The 18,508-nt window shown below is 62.3% G+C and carries 20 protein-coding genes and 1 tRNA gene; 3 read left to right on the forward strand and 18 right to left on the reverse strand.

Annotated features, from left to right (window positions below):
• Positions 1–142: 142 nt before the first annotated feature.
• Positions 143–373, forward strand: a complete 231-nt coding sequence (locus BHQ40_RS04355) for a hypothetical protein (protein WP_070152919.1) — start codon at positions 143–145, stop codon at positions 371–373.
• Positions 374–401: 28 nt separating this feature from the next.
• Here the strand turns inward: BHQ40_RS04355 and BHQ40_RS04360 are convergent, their stop codons facing one another.
• The gene (locus BHQ40_RS04360) at positions 402–602 is read right to left on the reverse strand and encodes a hypothetical protein (RefSeq protein WP_070152922.1); all 201 of its coding nucleotides are present in this window, start codon (positions 600–602) and stop codon (positions 402–404) included.
• A gap of 7 nt (positions 603–609) precedes the next feature.
• Positions 610–1,215 (reverse strand): class I SAM-dependent methyltransferase, encoded by a 606-nt coding sequence (locus tag BHQ40_RS04365; RefSeq protein WP_070152925.1) that lies wholly within the window; start codon positions 1,213–1,215, stop codon positions 610–612.
• A gap of 86 nt (positions 1,216–1,301) precedes the next feature.
• On the opposite strand from BHQ40_RS04365, the gene BHQ40_RS04370 reads away from it, so the two are divergent.
• Positions 1,302–1,613, forward strand: coding sequence for a hypothetical protein (locus tag BHQ40_RS04370; RefSeq protein WP_070152929.1), 312 nt, complete (start codon positions 1,302–1,304; stop codon positions 1,611–1,613).
• 346 nt (positions 1,614–1,959) lie between these two features.
• Here the strand turns inward: BHQ40_RS04370 and BHQ40_RS04375 are convergent, their stop codons facing one another.
• The 3 genes from BHQ40_RS04375 to rlxS all read right to left on the reverse strand — a co-directional run bounded on the left by BHQ40_RS04375 (position 1,960) and on the right by rlxS (position 5,162).
• On the reverse strand, positions 1,960–2,184 hold the full coding sequence (locus tag BHQ40_RS04375) for a helix-turn-helix domain-containing protein (protein WP_070152933.1): 225 nt from the start codon (positions 2,182–2,184) through the stop codon (positions 1,960–1,962).
• Positions 2,181–2,600: a ribbon-helix-helix domain-containing protein gene (locus BHQ40_RS04380; RefSeq protein WP_070152936.1), complete on the reverse strand. Its 420-nt coding sequence runs from the start codon at positions 2,598–2,600 to the stop codon at positions 2,181–2,183. Before BHQ40_RS04380 ends, BHQ40_RS04375 begins: the two co-directional genes overlap by 4 nt.
• Positions 2,601–3,050: 450 nt before the next feature.
• The gene (gene rlxS, locus BHQ40_RS04385) at positions 3,051–5,162 is read right to left on the reverse strand and encodes a relaxase/mobilization nuclease RlxS (RefSeq protein WP_253183258.1); all 2,112 of its coding nucleotides are present in this window, start codon (positions 5,160–5,162) and stop codon (positions 3,051–3,053) included.
• 444 nt (positions 5,163–5,606) lie between these two features.
• Here rlxS and BHQ40_RS26670 point away from each other — a divergent pair, with 444 nt between their 5' ends.
• Positions 5,607–5,795, forward strand: a complete 189-nt coding sequence (locus BHQ40_RS26670) for a hypothetical protein (RefSeq protein WP_253183259.1) — start codon at positions 5,607–5,609, stop codon at positions 5,793–5,795.
• Here the strand turns inward: BHQ40_RS26670 and BHQ40_RS04395 are convergent.
• The 13 genes from BHQ40_RS04395 to BHQ40_RS04450 all read right to left on the reverse strand — a co-directional run bounded on the left by BHQ40_RS04395 (position 5,792) and on the right by BHQ40_RS04450 (position 18,377).
• Positions 5,792–6,703, reverse strand: a complete 912-nt coding sequence (locus BHQ40_RS04395; RefSeq protein ID WP_070152939.1) for a HEPN domain-containing protein — start codon at positions 6,701–6,703, stop codon at positions 5,792–5,794. The two genes, BHQ40_RS26670 and BHQ40_RS04395, sit on opposite strands and share 4 nt — an antisense overlap.
• Positions 6,704–6,781: 78 nt before the next feature.
• Positions 6,782–7,120 (reverse strand): RNA polymerase sigma factor, encoded by a 339-nt coding sequence (locus tag BHQ40_RS24920; protein ID WP_083276693.1) that lies wholly within the window; start codon positions 7,118–7,120, stop codon positions 6,782–6,784.
• 396 nt (positions 7,121–7,516) lie between these two features.
• Positions 7,517–8,746: a tyrosine-type recombinase/integrase gene (locus BHQ40_RS04405; protein WP_253183260.1), complete on the reverse strand. Its 1,230-nt coding sequence runs from the start codon at positions 8,744–8,746 to the stop codon at positions 7,517–7,519.
• Between the two features lie 152 nt (positions 8,747–8,898).
• A tRNA-Phe gene (locus tag BHQ40_RS04410) sits at positions 8,899–8,974 on the reverse strand.
• A 72-nt stretch (positions 8,975–9,046) separates the two neighbouring features.
• Positions 9,047–9,226: a DNA gyrase inhibitor YacG gene (yacG, locus tag BHQ40_RS24925; RefSeq protein WP_083276694.1), complete on the reverse strand. Its 180-nt coding sequence runs from the start codon at positions 9,224–9,226 to the stop codon at positions 9,047–9,049.
• Positions 9,216–10,205: a ribonuclease E/G family protein gene (locus BHQ40_RS04415; protein WP_070152945.1), complete on the reverse strand. Its 990-nt coding sequence runs from the start codon at positions 10,203–10,205 to the stop codon at positions 9,216–9,218. The genes yacG and BHQ40_RS04415 overlap by 11 nt, the downstream gene beginning before the upstream one ends.
• Positions 10,198–10,770: a Maf family protein gene (locus BHQ40_RS04420; RefSeq protein WP_070152948.1), complete on the reverse strand. Its 573-nt coding sequence runs from the start codon at positions 10,768–10,770 to the stop codon at positions 10,198–10,200. Before BHQ40_RS04420 ends, BHQ40_RS04415 begins: the two co-directional genes overlap by 8 nt.
• Positions 10,771–10,785: 15 nt before the next feature.
• Positions 10,786–11,004 (reverse strand): translation initiation factor IF-1, encoded by a 219-nt coding sequence (gene infA / locus BHQ40_RS04425; RefSeq protein WP_037524582.1) that lies wholly within the window; start codon positions 11,002–11,004, stop codon positions 10,786–10,788.
• An 81-nt stretch (positions 11,005–11,085) separates the two neighbouring features.
• Entirely contained in the window at positions 11,086–12,339 is a 1,254-nt protein-coding gene (locus BHQ40_RS04430; protein ID WP_070152951.1) for an adenosylmethionine--8-amino-7-oxononanoate transaminase, read from the reverse strand.
• Positions 12,336–12,998, reverse strand: coding sequence for a dethiobiotin synthase (bioD, locus tag BHQ40_RS04435; protein ID WP_070152955.1), 663 nt, complete (start codon positions 12,996–12,998; stop codon positions 12,336–12,338). Before bioD ends, BHQ40_RS04430 begins: the two co-directional genes overlap by 4 nt.
• Positions 12,995–14,122: an 8-amino-7-oxononanoate synthase gene (locus tag BHQ40_RS04440; RefSeq protein ID WP_070152958.1), complete on the reverse strand. Its 1,128-nt coding sequence runs from the start codon at positions 14,120–14,122 to the stop codon at positions 12,995–12,997. Before BHQ40_RS04440 ends, bioD begins: the two co-directional genes overlap by 4 nt.
• A gap of 58 nt (positions 14,123–14,180) precedes the next feature.
• Complete coding sequence (locus BHQ40_RS04445; protein ID WP_070152961.1) at positions 14,181–16,136, reverse strand: alpha/beta hydrolase family protein; 1,956 nt, start codon at positions 16,134–16,136, stop codon at positions 14,181–14,183.
• A gap of 117 nt (positions 16,137–16,253) precedes the next feature.
• Positions 16,254–18,377 carry a sodium-translocating pyrophosphatase gene (locus BHQ40_RS04450; RefSeq protein WP_070152964.1) on the reverse strand — a complete coding sequence of 708 codons (2,124 nt, stop codon included), beginning with the start codon at positions 18,375–18,377 and terminating at the stop codon, positions 16,254–16,256.
• Between the last annotated feature and the right edge of the window lie 131 nt (positions 18,378–18,508).

The raw sequence follows: 18,508 nt of genomic DNA on the forward strand, positions 1-18,508 counted from the left end.
GCGCGGCTTTCAAGATGGTGGGGCCAAAAATTTTTGGCGGCGCGAGCAGATTTGCTCAGGCGGTGTGCTCAGCCGGGGAACCGATCGCCGGCAAGACCAATTTACCGGGAGTTTTCAATCCAAATGGAGGAAATGTGTTCTCATGAGGTACCGACTGCTGCGCGATGACGACCGCTCGGTGGCGACTATGAGCGAGGATCTCGAGGGCGAACTGGCCGCGACGACGTGGGCTCGCGCATGGCTCGAAGACCATGCCGATCACGATCGCTACCGGCTCGAGCCTACGGGCGGCACGCGGCCCATGCAGATGATCCGCACGGCCGCCGGGCAATGGTACGCTATTCCGATTGCTGCAGAAACGGAACGCGCCTGAGTTTGCCGAACGACGCGCGAACTTCGCGTCAGGACGCGGGACCGCCTTCTTCGTAGATCGGGCCGAGCGTTCGCCAGCGTCCGCTGCGCGAGCGCTCGATCGGCGTGCCGCACCTGTCGCACAGCGCCGAAAGGTCGCCGCCTCGCTTGCCCCGGCCGATCGAGATGATCGATGGCCGATGCCATCCCACGAGACAGAACAGCAACCGCGCGTCGATCATCTCCGGCATTGCTTCGTCATGCCGCGATCTCGCTTGCCGCCATTACCGATCCCTGCCGCTTTCTTGTCGCCCAATAAAGATGGCAGGGCGGGATGTTCCACCATTCGTAGCTCGCGCGCAGGCTCGCGAAATGCCGCCCGAGCAGCGGCCGGATGGCGGTGCGCATCTGGTAGGCCGCCAGCATACCGCGCGGTGACATGGCCCGCACCGTCTCGCGCATGATCGTCTCAGCTTCGCTCGGCTCAAGCGTCGAGAAAGGCAAACCCGTCAGGATGCAGTCGACCTCGCCCAGTCCATGCTCGGCAAGGTGGCGGTTGACGTCCCGCGCGTCTCCTTGAACGACGATGAGCCGGCGATCGTCGCAGCGCTGCCGTAGAGCCTCGACGAAGCTCTCGCCGGTCTCGATCGCCAGGAGAACGGCATCGCGCGGCATGCGCTCCAGCGTTTCGAAGGTGAAACGCCCCGTGCCCGGACCATATTCGACCAGAATGCTGATGCGCTGCCAGTCGAGCGGGGCGAGCATACGGCGAACCATACGTGCGCTCGCCGGGACAGCCGAGCCGACCATGCCGGGATGGCGGATGAACTCCGAGACGGCAACCCAAGCGGAATCCCGCGCCATAGCTCTCTCCTTGCAGCCGTGATAACGATGCTCGCGGCCAGTGGTTCGCGGGGAGTGAAGCAGTACCTCGAACTGCGCCGGTGGCGATGATGGTCGTGCTCTTCCTGTTCGGCGGTTCGCTGGTCTATGGCCTCCTCTTGCCGCTCGGTTCGGCCGAATGGGCGGTGGCCATTGCCATCATCATAATTGAGCGACCGCCCGCCGGGCTGATCGGCATGATCGGTTTCAGGGCGGCGGCGCAAGAGAAGTTGATGCTGACCTTTTTCGGCCTCCTGGTGTCGGATCTTTTTACTATATGGCCTATGGGGTCAACGACGGCCCGTTTGCCGGTTGCCACCGGCTGCGAACCCCTGGGGATGGTTGGCCCCTTGTCATCCTGCCGGCCAAACGATCGATGAATATCGGGTTCTGAAAAAAGCTGCCCTCCGATCCATCGCTTGCGAACGGCAGCAAAGTCCCAACGCTTGCCATCCAAAGCTGACGCCCATAACATCGCCAACGTCAGCTTCTGTATATCGGGCTACCCAAACCGGACCGAGCACAAGGTCCCAGTCGCGGTCATCAGCCGCTACTTGGGCGATCGCCGAATTGCCCACACCAGCGAAGCCAACCCTGACAAGGTGGCGGCAAAGCCCATCAACAATGGGGCATCGATCATTACCATAGCGCGACTCCTCTTCGCGCCCTTGTTCCCTGTTTGTTTGAACTAGGACAGCCCTTTTCCGGATATCCGGCCCCGGTTCGCTAGCTTAGCCTGTCTATCAACGCTTTCAGACTGGCGACCGGGATCAAAGTCACAGCGCCAAGCTTGATGACGTCAACCTGCCCTTCGGCGATGAGCTCATAGAGCTTACTGCGCCCGATCCCGATGATGCGACAGGCATCGGGGATGCGGACCGTGATTGGTTCGAATGCGGCTGAGATAGGAGTTGCAACCGGCCCATCCTCCGGTTTTGCTCTGCGCATCATTGCAGACTCCTCAGCTTCTGCATTGTCGGATCGCTCGTCGGGGGAACATCCTGACCCGCGAACCGGTCAGCGATTTCATCGATAAAGTCTGCGAACAGCTTCGATCCTGCCGCCACGTCTTCCTTCGCTGGCGGCATGGCAACGCCCCTGATCAGTTGGTGCTTGACCAGCCTCGCCATGACCTCCCAAGAGAGTCCCTGATTGCGACGAAGCCACTCGACATTGCGCTCGATGCGCACGAGCCGGATGCCGATCGCCTCGTCTGTTTTCGGCGCGCCGCGACGGGTAAGCCAGGCATCAAGCGCTTCGACCAGTATTTCTGACCGGGCGCGGCCCGAACTCTTGGCCAGATGGGCGAGGCGCTTGCTCATGTCCTCGGGCAGGAAGAGCTGGTGCCGGGTCTTGAAGCTCTTCATAGCCACCGCCCTTCAACGGCTTTCGTCCAGACATTGGCAGGCTGGGCTATGCTTGGGTCTAATCTCATCAATGCGCCTTCATGCATATGGCGACGGCGATGCAGGAACCATCCGAACGTCCATCTGCGACAATTATTTGCTGATCCGGCCGGCAAGGTAAGATGAACAGATCGGCATAGCCCTACACAGACGTGCACTATTCGCCGCGCCATCCGCGAATGCCGATCTTCGCAGACGCTGCCGCTGATCGAGTCGCCTGCCGCATCGGCACAGCCGTCTTCACGCAGGAATGGCAGGCAGGTCTCGCAGGTCTTCATGGGGCCTTCGCCTCATCTCGGATATCGACGATGACGGATTGTCCGGCATCGGTGTCAATTATCCGCGATCCGCCAAAGCCCCGGAAGGGTGGTGATGGGCGGTGTTTGAGCGTCTTCGGCCGTCTTTAATGGCTCACATGCCGATACCGGGTCCGCTGCGCTCCCGGCCGATGGTCCAGCTCACCGAGTCGCTGCCGCGCATGATGCCGGACATGGTCTTGCCGATATGGCGTTCGATCTCGGGCCGCCAGGGTACCAGCGTGAACTCCCGGCTTTTCTCGATCAGCGCAAATTTGCCCGACGCCAGGGTGACCGTGCGCTTGTACGTCCCCTCGATCGTCTCGCCCGGCCTTGCCTCAGCAAAGGGTATGCCCAGTTCCTTGGATAGCTGGCCGGCGGTCGCGCGGACATCGCGGTCGCGCAAGGTTCGCAGCAGGTGATTGCGGTTGAACAGGAGATCCCGTCCCTGCCGTTCAATGAGCTGCTCGTCGATCAGCCATTGCTGCCGCCGCACAACCGCGTTGCGCACCTCCGCGCCATACCCCTCGGGGGAGAGCGTCTGCCGGTCGGTTGAGGTCAGCTCCCTGTCCAGCCAGGTCACCGCCCGCACGTTGGTCTGCCTCTCGATCGGCGTATTGGACAGCATCTCGATTTTGACTGGGCGCTCGCGCTGCTTCTGCCGCTCATAGGCAAGCACAGTATCGAGATAATCGGGCGCGATCCGCCATGTGCCATTGGGCTCGCGCTCCAGTTGACCCGTGGCCTTGCGGATCGCCTCCAGACGCCGGACATGGGTCTGCGCATAGGTCTCCATAGCGTTGGGATCATGGCGCAGATGGATGTCGACATTATAGCGCCCGCCATTGGCGGCGGCGACCTCGACGATGGTCCGGTCGGCGGGGCGCAGCTGGACTTCCTTGGGATCAAGGCGCACCAGCCCGCCCATGGGGGTGGGCGTGTCCTCAAGACCGATATCGACATAATGGCTGCGGCCATCGATCCCATCGACAATCAGATAGCGGCGGTCATGATGATCGTCAGCCGCGCCCCGCTTCATGACCTTGCCGATGATGGAGCCACTCGACGGCGTATCGATGCCGTGAACGACATAGCGATCCTTGTCCGCACCGCGTGGACGGTCGATCGCTTGGTTGATACCCGCGTCCTGGTCCTTCGCCGCCAGCATCTCCTTGTGCATGGTGCGGATGATATCGCCGCGCCGGCCCATGTCGGAGAGGGTCTGCTCCATGTCGGTCGCTAGGGTCCAGGAGAGCGGACCAGCCTTCTCGGCAAGCTCCATCCGTTCAAGCACGCGCAGCCGCGCGACCAGCAGCTGGTGATAGCTGGCGTCGCCCGCCATCGGCCCCGCGATCTGGCGCAGGTCGATGACATGGTCCCTGGCCTGGTCCAGGACTGCACGATCGAGACGGGTCAGCCGTTCGGCGTCCACCTCATGTTCGAGCTGCTGGCGCACCTCGAGCTCGCTTTGCGGACCAAGCGCCCGGGTCATGATTTCTGAGGCGCGATAGCGGATGCCATGGGCGATATAGTCACCGGCGATATTGAGGGTCTTGCCGTCTTCGGTGACGCCCCGGATCAGGATATGGCTATGGGGATGGCCGGTATCGAAATGGTCGACCGCTACCCAGTCGAGATTGGTGCCAAGATCCTGCTCCATTTTCGCCATGAGGTCGCGGGTGAAGCCGCGCAGGCTGCCGAACGCCGGACCATCCTCGGGCGCAACGATCAGGCGGAACTGATGCCGGTCCCCTGCCCCGCGCTCCGTGAACGCCTTGGCGTCCGCCTCGTCGGCAAAGGTCGTATAGAAGCGGCCCGGCTCGCCATCGCGGCTGACGCCGTCGCGCTCCAGATAGCGCATATGGATGGCGACCGCCCCAGCCTTGCCCGCGAGCTTCACGACCCGCGCCTTCACCGTCACCCGGCGGGGCCGCACCCGCATGCCGCTGCCCCGGTCGAACGACCAGCCCGAGCCGCGCGGAACCGCCGCTGCGATCTTCGCGCCGCGACCCCGCGCATTGAACCGGCCCGAGCGCGGCGCGGGAGATGAGGATGGCGATCCCAAGCGGCGCGGATTGCCGCCCCGCCGCGCCACCTGTTCGAGCAGCTTCGCGCGGAGCCTGGGTGTAGGCGACGCACCACCGCCATCCCGGCGGGCGCGGCCAAGGCGCGGCTTAAAGAGATCATCATCCTGTGCCATCATGCAGGATATGGCGAAGGACAGCATCCCGCCTCAAGTATCTCTCGGAAAAGGGGCGGGAAACCGCCATTTCCAGAGCCAATGGTGCCAAAGTATCTCCTGATCCGCTGCGCGGAGACAGGCCGTCTCCTCAAAAAAAGATGTGCAGACAAAGCGTTAGCCCGCAAAATACGGTGAGCCGTTGCGGGCTTTATCTTGCACATACCCCCTTCTCCCCAGCCCCTTCTCCATCTTGCCTTTTGTTCCGTATTTGTTCTATCCTCCCTTCCTCACAGAATCAGGAGCAGGGACAAGGCATATGGGCGTGGAGATTGCAACGAGCGATGACCATAGACTGGGTCTGACAGGCGATGTCGAGACGGTGCTCGACCTCCCCGCCCGCGCGAAAACGGACGGTTTTCGCTGGCGATTTCCGATGGGAGTCTGATCCGTGGCGACTATGATACGCAGGCCAAAGCCTGGCGCTTTGGGGTGCTGGCGGAGGGGGCTGCGATCATCGCGATACGCTCGGATGGGACAGGTGACCGGCTCCATATCGCCTGGCGGATCGACTGGATTACGCTTGCCTGCGGCAGCGATACGCTCTGCCCGATTGATGCCGATGCCGCGAGCGATACACGGCAGCTCGTGCTCGATATCGATGTAAGGAAGGCAGCCTAGGCCGCCCTGGCGAGGCTCTCGATCCGCAGTTCACAGGCGGCACGGACCAGCGTCTGCAGCAGCGCAACACGGGCGGCGATCCAGTCCAGCTGCTCGGCGGTGATGCGGTAGGAGCGCGAATAGCGGGCCTTTACATAGGCGTCGCGCAGCAGCGCATAGCAGCGTTTTTCAAACCGGTTCTCGCGCGGCCAGACCGCTTTGAGCGACGGTTCAAGCTCTTCGGCCATCTCGCGCAGGCGGTTGAGATTATGGGTCTTGGGGCTGTATAAGGTGCGGACCAGGAACAGGCAGTGGTAGAAGCGTTCTGTGGCTTGGTGGAGGAGAAATGCCGCCTCCTTCTGCATACCTTTCCCGCGCGCATCCTCAGCTAAGCTAAGGAAATTTCCAGCGCTTTCGAACCACTCTTCATAATAATCCCGCGTCTCTTGAAGTGCCTGTTCGGGCGACAGCGGCTGGGGCTCGGCAAAGGGATGGCCGGGCTCCTCGAACAGCACAATGCCTTCACGCAGGATGTCCATGAAGAAGTAGCGGCCAAGGCGCAGCTTCTCGTTCACATCGTCGAGGCTGTGATAGATCGGGCCGGTCGGCGTGCGCAGGATGGTCCCCGCCGACAGGTCAGCGATGAACTGGTTCTCGATCTTCTCCCAGAACTCGGCGACGTCGGTGAGGTCGTCATGATTGACGACGACCAGCAGGTCATAGTCGGAATAATAGCGGCCGATTGGGTCTTCGACCCAGTCGCCGCGCGCATAGCTGCCGAACAGGATGATCTTCAACAGCCTGCCATTGCGGAAGCGCGGCTGGGTGCGCTGCGCCGTCGCTTTGGCAAAGCCGGCGCGCAAAGTCTCGACCACATAGGCGAGCTCGCGCCGCTTGCCTTCGGGCAGATGATCGAGGCTGGTCTTCATGGAAAACAATCCTAACCCGCTATGACGCGGCCGCCAACCGTGCCGCGCGATTTGCGTCGGAATTGGCGGCGATGGTGGTCACCACAGCCATAAGCGCCTCCATCGGCGGCGCGGGGCCGGAACGCTACCATAGCGCAACGCATGATCGAGAAGGCCGATGGCCTTGGCCATGTGGCGCTCGACCATGGTGATGGAAAGACCTGTGGCCTTGGCGATCTCGCGATACGACATAGCGTCCATCCGCGCGGCCAGGAAGATCTCCCGTGTCCGCACGGGCATCGCCTTCAATGTCGCCTCCAGCAGCGCAAGCGTTTGCGGATCGGGTGCTTGCTCACCTGCGCTATCCTGCCTCTGCGACCGCTCCAGCGCATGCCGCGCGCGCTGCCGCAGGTCCGGTTTGCCAATGTCATCCGTCATGTCCTCACTCCTTCCAACAGCCGCAACCGGCGCCGGAATGGCGGATGGGCGGCAGGAGCAGCACGCCAGGCCCGCCGGCAGAGCCGGGCTGCATCCGCAAGGACCGAAACGAAAGTGGAGGAGCCGGGCGAAGCCCGGCTTGCGGCCTGGCGCGGCGGGCCTAGAGGGCGGCGACGCCCATCCGCCAGAAAGGACGCCGCCAGGCCAAACGCCGCCGCGCGCCGCGCGGCGACCGCTGGACGGCGCGCAGTGCCGGCCCTCACGTTACGGATCGTCGCCCGGCAGGGACGAGACGCGCAACGCGCGGCCCGGTGGCGCGAAGCGGAGTAGAGCCGGGTCGCGCCAAGGTGCGGAACGCACGGAAACTAAGTCTTCAGATCAGCGCAATGCGGACCCTTACGCCTGGCGGAAATTTCCGCTCAGTATCTTCGCTCCGTCACGCAACTGGTCGAGATAATCCGACCAGGCCTGCATCATGCGGACGCGCTCATCCCAATGCTCGCCGCGCAGATACGCCCGACGCACATCATTATTTTCGACGTGGGCAAGCTGACGTTCAATGGCATCCGGGTGCCATTGCCCGCTTTCGTTGAGCAAAGTGCTCGCCATCGCGCGAAACCCATGGCCCGTCATCTCAGTCTTATCATATCCGATGCGGCGCAAAGCCGCATTGACCGTATTCTCGGAAATGCATCGGTCCGGCGTCCTTACGCTGGGAAAAAGATATTTTGATGTTCCGCTCATCGGCTTGAGACGTCGAACGAGCGAGATCACCTGTGATGACAGCGGCACCCTATGCGGGCGGCGCATCTTCATTTTTGCCGGGCCGATGGTCCAGACTGCTTCTTCGAGGTCAAACTCACTCCACTCAGCCATTCGCAGTTCGCCCGGTCTCACAAAGACATGCGGGGCCAGCCGGAGCGCAGCCTCGACAACGGGCTGACCTTCATACCCTTCAATTTCGCGGAGCAGCTGCCCGACCTTGACTGGTTCGACGATAGCCGCACGATGCGTTACCTTCGGCGTGATCAGCGCGCCCAGCAAATCCACCGATATGTCACGCTGGGCTCTACCGGTAGCGATGGCATAACGGAAAATGCTTCCACAGGTGCTGCGCAACCGCCTAGCGGTCTCGTAGCGCCCGCGCGCCTCAACAGTCCTCAAAACGGTCAGCAATTCCGCCGGCTTGATCTGACCGATTGGCCTAGTTCCCAATAACGGTTCTGCAAGGCCAAGCATCCACCGCATTTTTTCGATCGTACCCGCTGCGCGACCTTCCGCTTCCAACTTAGCGACCCATTCATCCGCTACTGCCTTGAAGCTATCCCCTGCCGACAATGAACCGACCCCCCGGGTGAGCTTCTTATAGCTGGAAGGGTTGATTCCCTGCGCAAGCAAATCCCGTGCCTTGGTCTGCGCAAGCCTGACCTCTTTAAGGCTCACTTCTGGATAAATACCCAGCGAAAGCGTTGCGCGCTTGTCGGCATGCTTATAGTCCATCCGCCAGTATCGCGACCCGTTGGGATGAACCAACAGATACAGGCCATGGCCGTCGGCCATTTTATAAGCCTTTTCCTTGGCTTTCGCCGCCCGGACCGCTTTGTCTGTCAGCATTTTACGGTACATTTCCCAATCCGCTGGTCGATGTACCGTATTTATACCGTATTTTAGAATGGCAGGCAACAGACCAGCCCGGATGCCAGTGGATCAGACTTGGCCAAAAACCCCGGAAAACATGGACTTTTGTGGATGGTGATGGATGTCTGCGGAAGGGGTGATGGTGCCCGGGGACGGAGTCGAACCGCCGACACTGCGATTTTCAGTCGCATGCTCTACCAACTGAGCTACCCGGGCGAGCGCGCCAGCGAAGCGTGGCGCGATTGGGAGCGCTGCCTATAGGCGCGGGCCGGGCCTGATGTCTACCCTTTAATCCTCGTCATTTTCATGATCGCCCGACTCGTTTGCAACGGGCCGTCCGGGAACCCGATATCCCTCCCCCAGCCACTGGAGAAGGTCTCGATCCCGGCAGGCGGTCGAGCAGAAGGGGCGTTGTTCCTGCGTCTGCGGCTTGCCGCAAACGGGGCAGTCATGAGTCTTATTCGGCATAGCCAGCGGATATGGCGAGCGCAGCATCAGCGCGCAAGCCGACATGGCCACCACGACGGCGCTCCAGCATGGCAATCCAGTCCGGCGCTTTGTGCAGCCGGTCAATCACGGCCGGCCCGGAAACCAGCGTCACCGGGCCACCATTGCCATGCCGTTCTCCCCGGCGGATAAGCGCCAGGGCTGCGGTCAGCACCTTATCCTCCCGCACAATCTCCATAAGGTTTGGCCGTTCCCGTTTGCGGATGATCTGGATGAAACCGAAACCGTTTACGGCGGTCCGCTCGAACGGCAGCGGCAATATCTTGTCGATCTGCGCTGCTGCGATGGCGCGCTCATCCTTGTTGTTCATTGTCGGCAGATCGATGCCAATGGAACCTGCCAGCCCCATACGCCGGATCGCCTGGGCGGCCAGCTTCGCGCCCTTCGGCCCTAGCTGCGCCGGGGGCAGCGAGCCGTCAACGTCGATCAGGATCATGGCGGGCGTCAGGAAAATGCGGAGCGCCGCATCCTCCGCGCCAACATCGCCGGTCATGGCCTCCTCCAGCGTTTCGGACCAGCCATGCGCCTCCAGCCGATCCTCCTCATGCGCCGGACAGGGCGTGATCGGGATGCCGGTCGCGCGCAACCGCTGGAGCAGACTCGGTCCCGGCCGCGCCTTCGCCCCCGGCTGGGCAATGCGCCCCTTGGCCAGCTTGTCGCGCCCGTCCTCGCCAATGCGCTCGCGCAGAATATCGATGAGCACGACCGTGCCCTCGGCGATCTTTGGCGGGATCGGCTCGATCAGCACCTCCTCGCCACTGTCGAGGCGGGCGATGCCGCGCTTGCGGGGAATGACGGTGCGAACCAGCCGCCCCTGCGCCACAGCCCCGGCCAGCACATGCCTGCCCTCACGCTCGACCAATGCCTCGACCAGCCGGCCCTTCTCGATCAGCGCAGCCCGGCTTTCGCCAATGCCTTCCTCGTACAGCCATTCAGCCACAGGGATATCCCACTGCAAGAAGCAAGGTCCGCACTTCATAGAGCGGCAGCCCCATGATCCCAGGATGACTGCCCTGGATCGTGCGAATCAGCCCGGCAGCGCGCCCCTGTATGGCGTATCCGCCCGCTTTCCCTTCCCACTCTCCGCTTGCGATATAGGCGTCGATCTCACCGGGATGCAGACGCTTGAACGTGACGATGCTCTCCGACAACCGATGACGCGCCTTTCCGTCCGGCGCGATCAGGGTGACGGCGCTCAGCACACGATGACGGCGGCCCGACAACAGTTCCAGACACATGCGCGCGTCGTGCCCGGTTTCCGTCTTGGGCAATATGCGTCGGCGAGCGGCAACAACGGTGTCGCCGGACAGGATCAGGGCACCGGGATGCCGCTCGGCCACGGCCACGCCCTTCTCGGCCGCAACACGCGCGGCGTAACGCGCAGGCAGCTCGTCTTTGCGCGGAGTTTCATCAATGTCAGCGGGATCAATGGCATCAGGAGTCACGCCGATCTGCTTCAGCAAATCGAGGCGGCGCGGCGATGCCGATGCAAGGATCAGGCGCATGTCGCCCAATTCCGGTTATTTGAAGCGGTAGGTAATCCGACCCTTGGTCAGATCATAAGGCGTCAGTTCGACAAGCACTTCGTCGCCCACCAGCACGCGGATGCGGTTCTTGCGCATCTTGCCAGCGGTGTGGCCGAGGATTTCGTGATCATTTTCCAACTTCACGCGGAACATGGCGTTGGGGAGAAGCTCCACAACCGATCCGCGCATTTCAAGAAGTTCTTCTTTCGCCATATATTCCGATAAGCCTGAGAAAATTCGCGCCGCCATAGCGCCAAAAGCCGCGAATGAAAAGCTGAACCGTGCCCATCGTCGTCAGGACAAGGCGGCGGACTTTTCTATCGCATCGAAGATGTGCGCCAGTTGATCGTCATCGATACAATAAGGCGGCATGACATAGATGGTGTTCCCGAGCGGCCGCAGCAAGATACCACGGTCCAGAAAGAAGGCGCGGAGCTTTGGCGCGAGATCGGAAAGATAGCCGGCATCCCTGACCTTCATGTCGATCGCAGCTATCGCGCCGGCCTGACGCGGATTCTCGAATGCCAGGTGCGCGGCGAGTGTCGCCATATGCTCCGCAAGTCTGCGCGACAGCCGGTCGACGGACGCGAGCACATCCTCCTCCCGCCATATCGCAATATTGGCGGCCGCGGCGGCGCAGGCAATCGGGTTCGCGGTATAGCTGCTGGAATGGAAGAACTGCCGTGACCGATCGGTGGAATAATGCGCGTCAAAAATCGGCTTCGTCGCCAGCGTGACCGCCAGCGGGAGCGATCCGCCGGTTATCCCTTTGGACAGGCATAATATGTCCGGCGTCACGTCCGCCTGCTCGCACGCGAGGAATGTGCCTGTCCGCCCCCATCCCGTCATCACCTCGTCGGCGATGAACAGGACACCATAGCGGGCGCAGATATCGGCCATCTCGCGCAGGATCGTAGCGTCATAGGTGAGCATGCCACCAGCACCCAGGATCAGCGGCTCCACAATGAAGGCAGCGGGCGGCTCACCGGCGGAACAGGCGGCCTCCAGCGCGAGCAACGTCTCTTTTTCGACACCAATCGCCGGAAAGGGAATTGTCGATACGTCGAAAAGCAATGGAGCATAGGCGCGATTATACACACCCCTCTCCCCTACTGACATCGCACCGATCGTGTCGCCATGATAGCCATGCTGCAGCACCAGGATGCGGTGCCGGGGTTTTCCGCTATTTTGCCAATATCCAAGCGCCATCTTCAGCGCGACTTCCACCGCGGTCGATCCACTGTCGGAAAAAAAGACATGGGCCAGCGGCTCCGGCGTCATCTCCACAAGGCCGCGCGCGACCTCCTCTGCCGTATCGTGGGTGTATCCGGCGAAAATCACCTGATCCAGCCGCGACGCCTGCTCCGCAATGGCCGCCGCGATGCGCGGATGGCAATGGCCATGCGTAGTCACCCACCAACTCGAAATGCCATCGATCAGCGTCCGGCCATCAGCCGTATGGAGGACCGCTCCCTCGCCGCGCACGATGTGAGGGATCGCTTCCTCCAGCCCATGCTGGGTGAAGGGATGCCAGACCGGCGAACTCAAGGCTCGCCCTCGATCATTGCATTGAGCACCGCCTCGATTGCCGATATATCGACGCTCTCGCGCATCGCGCGCGCAAGGCCGCCGGGCGTCAGCGGGTCGATCACAGGCAGCCTGCCCAATGACCTGACTTGGCCCAGCAACGGCACGATCCGCTCATTCTCGCCATGCGGCTCGCCGATGAAGATGACGCCGAGCATGGGCACGCCCCGCGCCTTGAGCGCCTCTATGCTCAACAGGCTATGGTTGATCGTGCCCAGTCCCGTGCGGGCGCAAAGGATAACCGGCGCCTGCCACTTGGCGAACAGGTCCGCCATGCTGAGGCTTTCGGACAGCGGCACCAGTACGCCGCCCGCCCCCTCAACGACCAGCCGCTGCTTCCCCAGCGCCGGCAGCGCGAGATGCGCAGGATCGATGGTCACGCCATCCATCCGGGCGGCAAGATGCGGCGAAGCGGGGACCGTCAGCCGATAAGCCTCCGGCAGAATATGATCGGGCGACAGACTGGAGAGGCGCGAAACGGTCTCGCTGTCTCCCTCCGGATCAACGCCCGCCTGCACCGGCTTCCAATAGTGCGCGCCGAGCGCACCTGCCAGACCCGCTGCAAAGACAGTCTTGCCGATGCCTGTATCAGTGCCGGTCACGACAACCGCTTGAGTCATAGGATGATGCCTTGCAGGATTTCGCCGAGTTCGCGGATATCGCCCTTCCCCACATTCAGGGTCAGGGAGATGCGCAATCGCGACGTCCCGGCGGGAACTGTCGGCGGACGAATGCCTCGCACGTCTAGGCCCGCCGCCTGCAGCGCCGCCGCAGCCGCCATGGTTCGCTTGTCGTCACCGGTCATGATCGGGATGATCTGGCTTCGCGACATGGACAGCCCCAGCCGCGCGCAGATCGCGTCATCCGCCTCCCCCCGCAATTCGGACAGCCGCGACCGCAGATCGTCTCCGTCGGCCACGCGATCCAACGCAGCGCTCGCCGCCACCGCCATCAGGGGCGATGGCGCGGTCGAGAAGATGAACGGCCTCGCACGATTGACCAAATAGTCGATCGCCAGCCGTGGACCGCAGATCAGCGCGCCCTCCGCACCCAGCGCCTTGCCACAGGTATGGAGCGAAACGACATTGGCCTGCCCGTCCAGATGCGCCGCGATACCTTTGCCCTTGTGCCCGAACACACCTGTTCCATGAGCCTCATCCAGCACCAGCATCGCGCTATGGCGGTCGGCTATCGCCGCCAGCGCATCGATCGGCGCGATATCGCCATCCATGCTGTAGAGCGTTTCCGCGGCGATCCAGACTATTCCCCTGCCCCCCTCCGCGCGCCATCCGGCGATCAGATCATGGAAGGATTGCGGGTCATTATGCCGGGCAAAGAGAGTTGTTGCCTTCGACTGGCGCAGCCCGTCATGAACGCTGGCATGGATCAGCTCGTCGGCCACCACAAGATCGCCCCGCTGGGGCAGAGTGGAGAAAAGCGCAAGATTTGCGGCAAAGCCATTGGCCAGGAACAGCGCCGCTTCCGTCCCGAAAAATGCGGCCGCCTTTGCCTCCAGCGCCTCATGCTCCGGCGCATTGCCGCGTAACAGGCGCGACCCGCCGGAACCGACCGGCACGCCATTCCCGATCGCATCCGCCACCGCCTGCGCGACTGTCGGGTCGGACGCCAGGCCAAGATAGTCGTTGGATGCAAAGTCCCGGCCAGAGCGTGGAGAAAGCGTGCGCAAGCGGCCTTTCTCCTCAAGCAGGGTAAGTTGCCGGACTTGCGTTTCCCAGATCGCCATGCCGCCCCTTTAGGCGCTAGGGAAGGCAGTGCAAAGCGGCATCGAGCACGTCCAAGCATCAGGCCGGATTATGCTCGGCCAGAAACGCCTCCAGCCTTTTCAGGAAGTCCAGCCTGTCGGCCTCCCGCGAAAAATGGTGATCGCCCAGGGGCTGCTCGACATAGATATAATCCTTGCCCGCCGCTTTCAGCTTTTCCGCCATTTCTCGCGATTGGCCCACCTGCACTCGCCGGTCCTTCTTGCCATGCATCAACAGGATGGGCGTAGAGAAACTGGAGGCGAAATTTACGGGCGATACGGCGCGATAGTCGGGCGCCTGCGCCTTCAGCCAATCGCTGCGCGCGCCATGATACAGGAATCGGCTGTCGTAGCGCATCATCGCCGCCAGATCGGATACCCCGGCATAGGATATGGCGCAGCGGAATTTGCCGCCGTCGCGTTGCGCGGCGCGCATGGCCGCATAGCCGCCATATGACGCGCCGGCGATACACACGCGCTTGGGATCGGCGATTCCCTCCTTCACCGCCCAGTCCACCGCGTCATTAAGGTCGTCCTGCATGGCCAGACCCCATTGCCCCTCGCCCTTTTCGGCAAAACTCGATCCATAACCGGACGATCCGCGATAATTTGGCTGGAGCACCACATAGCCACGATTGGCCAGGAACTGGACCCACCAGTCCCAACTCTCCTCATCCCGCGCAAATGGGCCGCCATGCGGCATGAGTATCAGGGGCAGGTTCTTTTCCGGGCGGCCTTCCGGCACGGTAAGCACGGCCGCGATCTCCAGTCCGTCCCGCGCCTTGTACCGCACGGTGCGGACAGGTGCGAGGCGCGCCAGACCTATCGTCTCATTCACCCTGGCGAGCAGGTTCATCGCGCCTGACGGACGATCAAAATAATAATAAGCGCCGGGGCGGTCAGGTCCCCCGACATGGACGAGCAGCTTGGACTGATCGCGCGACATGGATGTGATGGTGGCGCGACGAGTTCCGACCGCTTTGTCTATATCCGCCTGCACGGTGGCGAGATCAGAGTCGAACCAATGCACGCGCCGCCGCTCATCGGTATAGCGGACGCCGGCGAGCCCGGTCTGCGTGCGATCGGGGACGATCTCACCGATATCATAACCGGGAACCTCGAAAATCTTCTTGCCCAATTCCAGCGTGGTAAGATCGAACTCATATAGCGCTTCCGCGCCATCACTGTCGTCGCTGGCGATTGCCTTTCCCGCTTCGGGCAGAAAAAGTTGCGGAACGATCAGGGATTCATCTTTCCGCCGGTTCGCCCGCGCGACTGTCTTGAAAGCCGTCTTTGCGTCCGGTCGATAGAGCATCGTCGACGTGCGTTGGGCGTCATTATATCCGATCCCCATGCGGACGGTGCCCGACGCGTCGGCATACCAGGACCTGACATTACTGTGAGACGCGACGACAGTGCGCAGCCTCCCGGTCGAGATGTCCACTTCGTCCACCTTCGGCCAGAATCCGACATTGTCGCCATAAATTGAGGTTTGATAGGACAGGAGTATGCGCGGTGTGCCGTCCCGCGCTATCCATATCGCGTCATCGCCATTCTGTGCGGCAGTGCGGGAGGCCAGCATATTGACCTTCGCGGTCTGAACGCTCAGCCCGACTGCCCGTGTGATATACCAGGGCATTCCTTCCATGGGCTGCTCCGCGCCAAGGCCCAGGAGCAACCAGTCGTCATTGACCCATGTCCACCAGTTGAGGTCATTGTCGCCAAGAGACATGACGCGCGATCTGTCATTCCTGCCATGAATATCCATGATGACGAAGCGCTGTTCCGCGTTGATGGCGACGCGGGCGGCGATCTTGTCTCCGGCAGGGGAAAGCTGGAGATTGTCCATGAAGGGAAGCTCAGCGAAAGCTTCGACCGGCCACCGCTTGACCGCGGAACCCGCCGGGTCCTTGACGGCATCCTGCGCTTCCGCGGGATAGGCCGCAGCCAGCAACGCCGCTCCGGCCAAGCCCGCACATTTTGTGAAAAACCGCACCCTGTCCCCCCAGAATAAAAGGCTCCCTCGCTGCCGGATAGCGAAAGAGCCTTCTATTTTCTTCAATGCATATTCGGGAGACTGATCCAGATTGGCCGGATCAGAATCAGATCGCGATCACGCCCCGTGCGCCAGCGCCGCCAGAAGAAGCAGCGCGACGATATTGGTGATCTTGATCATCGGGTTGACCGCGGGACCCGCCGTATCCTTGTACGGATCACCCACGGTGTCGCCGGTCACGGCCGCCTTGTGCGCGTCCGACCCCTTGCCGCCGTGATTGCCGTCCTCGATATATTTTTTGGCATTGTCCCATGCGCCGCCGCCGCTGGTCATGGAAATGGCGACGAACAGGCCGGAGACGATGACGCCCAGCAGCAACGCGCCGAGCGCCGCGAAGCCATTGGCGATCCCGGCGACCTTGGCGATCGCGAAATAGACGATGATCGGGGCCAGCACTGGCAGCAGGCTTGGGATGATCATCTCCTTGATCGCCGCCTTCGTCACCAGATCGACGGTACGGGCATAGTCAGGCTTCGACGTGCCGGCCATGATGCCGGTGTTGGTGGCGAACTGCTCACGCACATCCTTCACCACGTCGCCCGCCGCGCGGCCAACCGCCGTCATGCCCATCGCGCCGAACAGATAGGGGAGAAGCGCGCCGAGCAGCAGACCGACGATGACATACGGATTGGAGAGGCTGAAATCGACCGGCTCGGTCAGGCCGAGCGCGGCGTTGTAGAATTTCAGATCCTCGGTGTAGGCGCCGAACAGAACCAGCGCGGCCAAGCCCGCCGATCCAATGGCATAGCCCTTCGTCACAGCCTTGGTCGTGTTGCCCACGGCGTCGAGCGCATCGGTCTTGACGCGCACGCTGTCCTCCATGCCCGACATTTCGGCAATGCCGCCAGCGTTGTCGGTCACCGGTCCATAGGCGTCGAGCGCCACGACCATTCCCGCCAGCGCCAGCATCGCGGTTGCGCCGAAAGCGATGCCGATCAGGCCCGCAAGCTGATAGGCGATGACGATGCCAACCACGATGACGAGCGTCGGCAGCGCCGTCGATTCCAGGCTGATCGCCAGACCCTGAATGACATTGGTGCCGTGGCCGGTTTCCGAAGCCTTCGCAATGGACCGGACCGGGCGATAATTGGTGCCGGTATAATATTCGGTGATGACGACCAGCAGTCCGGTGACGCCAAGACCGACCATCATCGACCAGAACAGCGCCATGCCGGTGTAACCGCCATTACCGTCCAGATCAGCGCCGAACACGATATTCATGCCGCCCAGCACATAATTGGTAACAACATAGATGGCAGGGATCGACAGCAGCGCTGTCGTCCAGAAGCCCTTATAGAGCGCGCCCATGATCGACTGGCTGGAGCCGAGCCGCACCAGATAGGTGCCGATGATCGAGGTGATGATGCACACGCCGCCAACCAGCAGCGGCAGGGACATCAGCTTCATCAGTTCCGCATTGTCGATTCCGGTGACGAGCAGCGCCGTCAGCACCATCGTCGCGCCGACCGTGACGACATAGGTCTCGAAAAGATCGGCGGCCATGCCTGCGCAGTCGCCGACATTATCGCCGACATTGTCCGCGATGACCGCCGGGTTGCGGGGGTCATCCTCCGGGATGCCGGCCTCGACCTTGCCGACCAGGTCAGCGCCCACGTCAGCGGCCTTGGTGAAGATGCCGCCGCCCAGACGGGCGAAGATGGAGATGAGCGAAGCGCCGAAGGCCAGCGCCACAAGGCTGTCGATGACCGCGCGATCATCCGGCGCGTGTCCGGCGGGGCCGGTCAGATACCAGAAGAAAACCGAGATCGCGAGCAGCGCAAGACCCGCCACCAGCATCCCCGTGATCGCGCCCGCCCGGAAAGCGACGGTGAGGCCACTCTGCAGGGAACCGCGCGCAGCCTCCGCCGTGCGGACATTGGCGCGCACCGAGATATTCATGCCCGCAAATCCGGCCGCGCCGGACAGGACAGCGCCGATCAGGAAGCCGACCGCGGAAGTCACACCCAGGAAGATCAGCACCAATATCGCAACGACGATGCCGACCATCGCAATGGTGCGGTATTGCCGCGCTAGGTAAGCCTTTGCGCCTTCTTGGATCGCGGCGGCGATCGCCTGCATCTTCTCATTGCCCGGCGATGCGCCGAGCACCTGCTGACTTGTCACTATGCCGTAGAGTACGGCGAGTACGCCGCACGCCATGGCGATATATACTATTGTCATTGTGGTTCCTCTCCCCCGTTGTTGTCTAGGTCATGGCCACTCCGCAGGGAAAACCGGGCAGCATGATAGCGCAAAGGGGAGGCGCGGCCGGAAGGGTCCATTCCGGTCGCTCTGGCAGTCCGGGCATTGGG

It is taken from the genome of Sphingobium phenoxybenzoativorans (assembly GCF_001757355.1).
Classification (GTDB): domain Bacteria; phylum Pseudomonadota; class Alphaproteobacteria; order Sphingomonadales; family Sphingomonadaceae; genus Sphingobium; species Sphingobium phenoxybenzoativorans.

Bases quoted from the DNA above. Each gene is read 5' to 3' on its own strand.
- BHQ40_RS04355 (WP_070152919.1), top strand. From the start codon at position 143: ATGAGGTACCGACTGCTGCGCGATGACGACCGCTCGGTGGCGACTATG.
- BHQ40_RS04360 (WP_070152922.1), bottom strand. From the start codon at position 602: ATGCCGGAGATGATCGACGCGCGGTTGCTGTTCTGTCTCGTGGGATGG.
- BHQ40_RS04365 (WP_070152925.1), bottom strand. From the start codon at position 1,215: ATGGCGCGGGATTCCGCTTGGGTTGCCGTCTCGGAGTTCATCCGCCAT.
- BHQ40_RS04370 (WP_070152929.1), top strand. From the start codon at position 1,302: ATGATGGTCGTGCTCTTCCTGTTCGGCGGTTCGCTGGTCTATGGCCTC.
- BHQ40_RS04375 (WP_070152933.1), bottom strand. From the start codon at position 2,184: ATGATGCGCAGAGCAAAACCGGAGGATGGGCCGGTTGCAACTCCTATC.
- BHQ40_RS04380 (WP_070152936.1), bottom strand. From the start codon at position 2,600: ATGAAGAGCTTCAAGACCCGGCACCAGCTCTTCCTGCCCGAGGACATG.
- rlxS (WP_253183258.1), bottom strand. From the start codon at position 5,162: ATGCTGTCCTTCGCCATATCCTGCATGATGGCACAGGATGATGATCTC.
- BHQ40_RS04395 (WP_070152939.1), bottom strand. From the start codon at position 6,703: ATGAAGACCAGCCTCGATCATCTGCCCGAAGGCAAGCGGCGCGAGCTC.
- BHQ40_RS24920 (WP_083276693.1), bottom strand. From the start codon at position 7,120: ATGACGGATGACATTGGCAAACCGGACCTGCGGCAGCGCGCGCGGCAT.
- BHQ40_RS04405 (WP_253183260.1), bottom strand. From the start codon at position 8,746: ATGTACCGTAAAATGCTGACAGACAAAGCGGTCCGGGCGGCGAAAGCC.
- yacG (WP_083276694.1), bottom strand. From the start codon at position 9,226: ATGCCGAATAAGACTCATGACTGCCCCGTTTGCGGCAAGCCGCAGACG.
- BHQ40_RS04420 (WP_070152948.1), bottom strand. From the start codon at position 10,770: ATGCGCCTGATCCTTGCATCGGCATCGCCGCGCCGCCTCGATTTGCTG.
- infA (WP_037524582.1), bottom strand. From the start codon at position 11,004: ATGGCGAAAGAAGAACTTCTTGAAATGCGCGGATCGGTTGTGGAGCTT.
- bioD (WP_070152955.1), bottom strand. From the start codon at position 12,998: ATGACTCAAGCGGTTGTCGTGACCGGCACTGATACAGGCATCGGCAAG.
- BHQ40_RS04440 (WP_070152958.1), bottom strand. From the start codon at position 14,122: ATGGCGATCTGGGAAACGCAAGTCCGGCAACTTACCCTGCTTGAGGAG.
- BHQ40_RS04450 (WP_070152964.1), bottom strand. From the start codon at position 18,377: ATGACAATAGTATATATCGCCATGGCGTGCGGCGTACTCGCCGTACTC.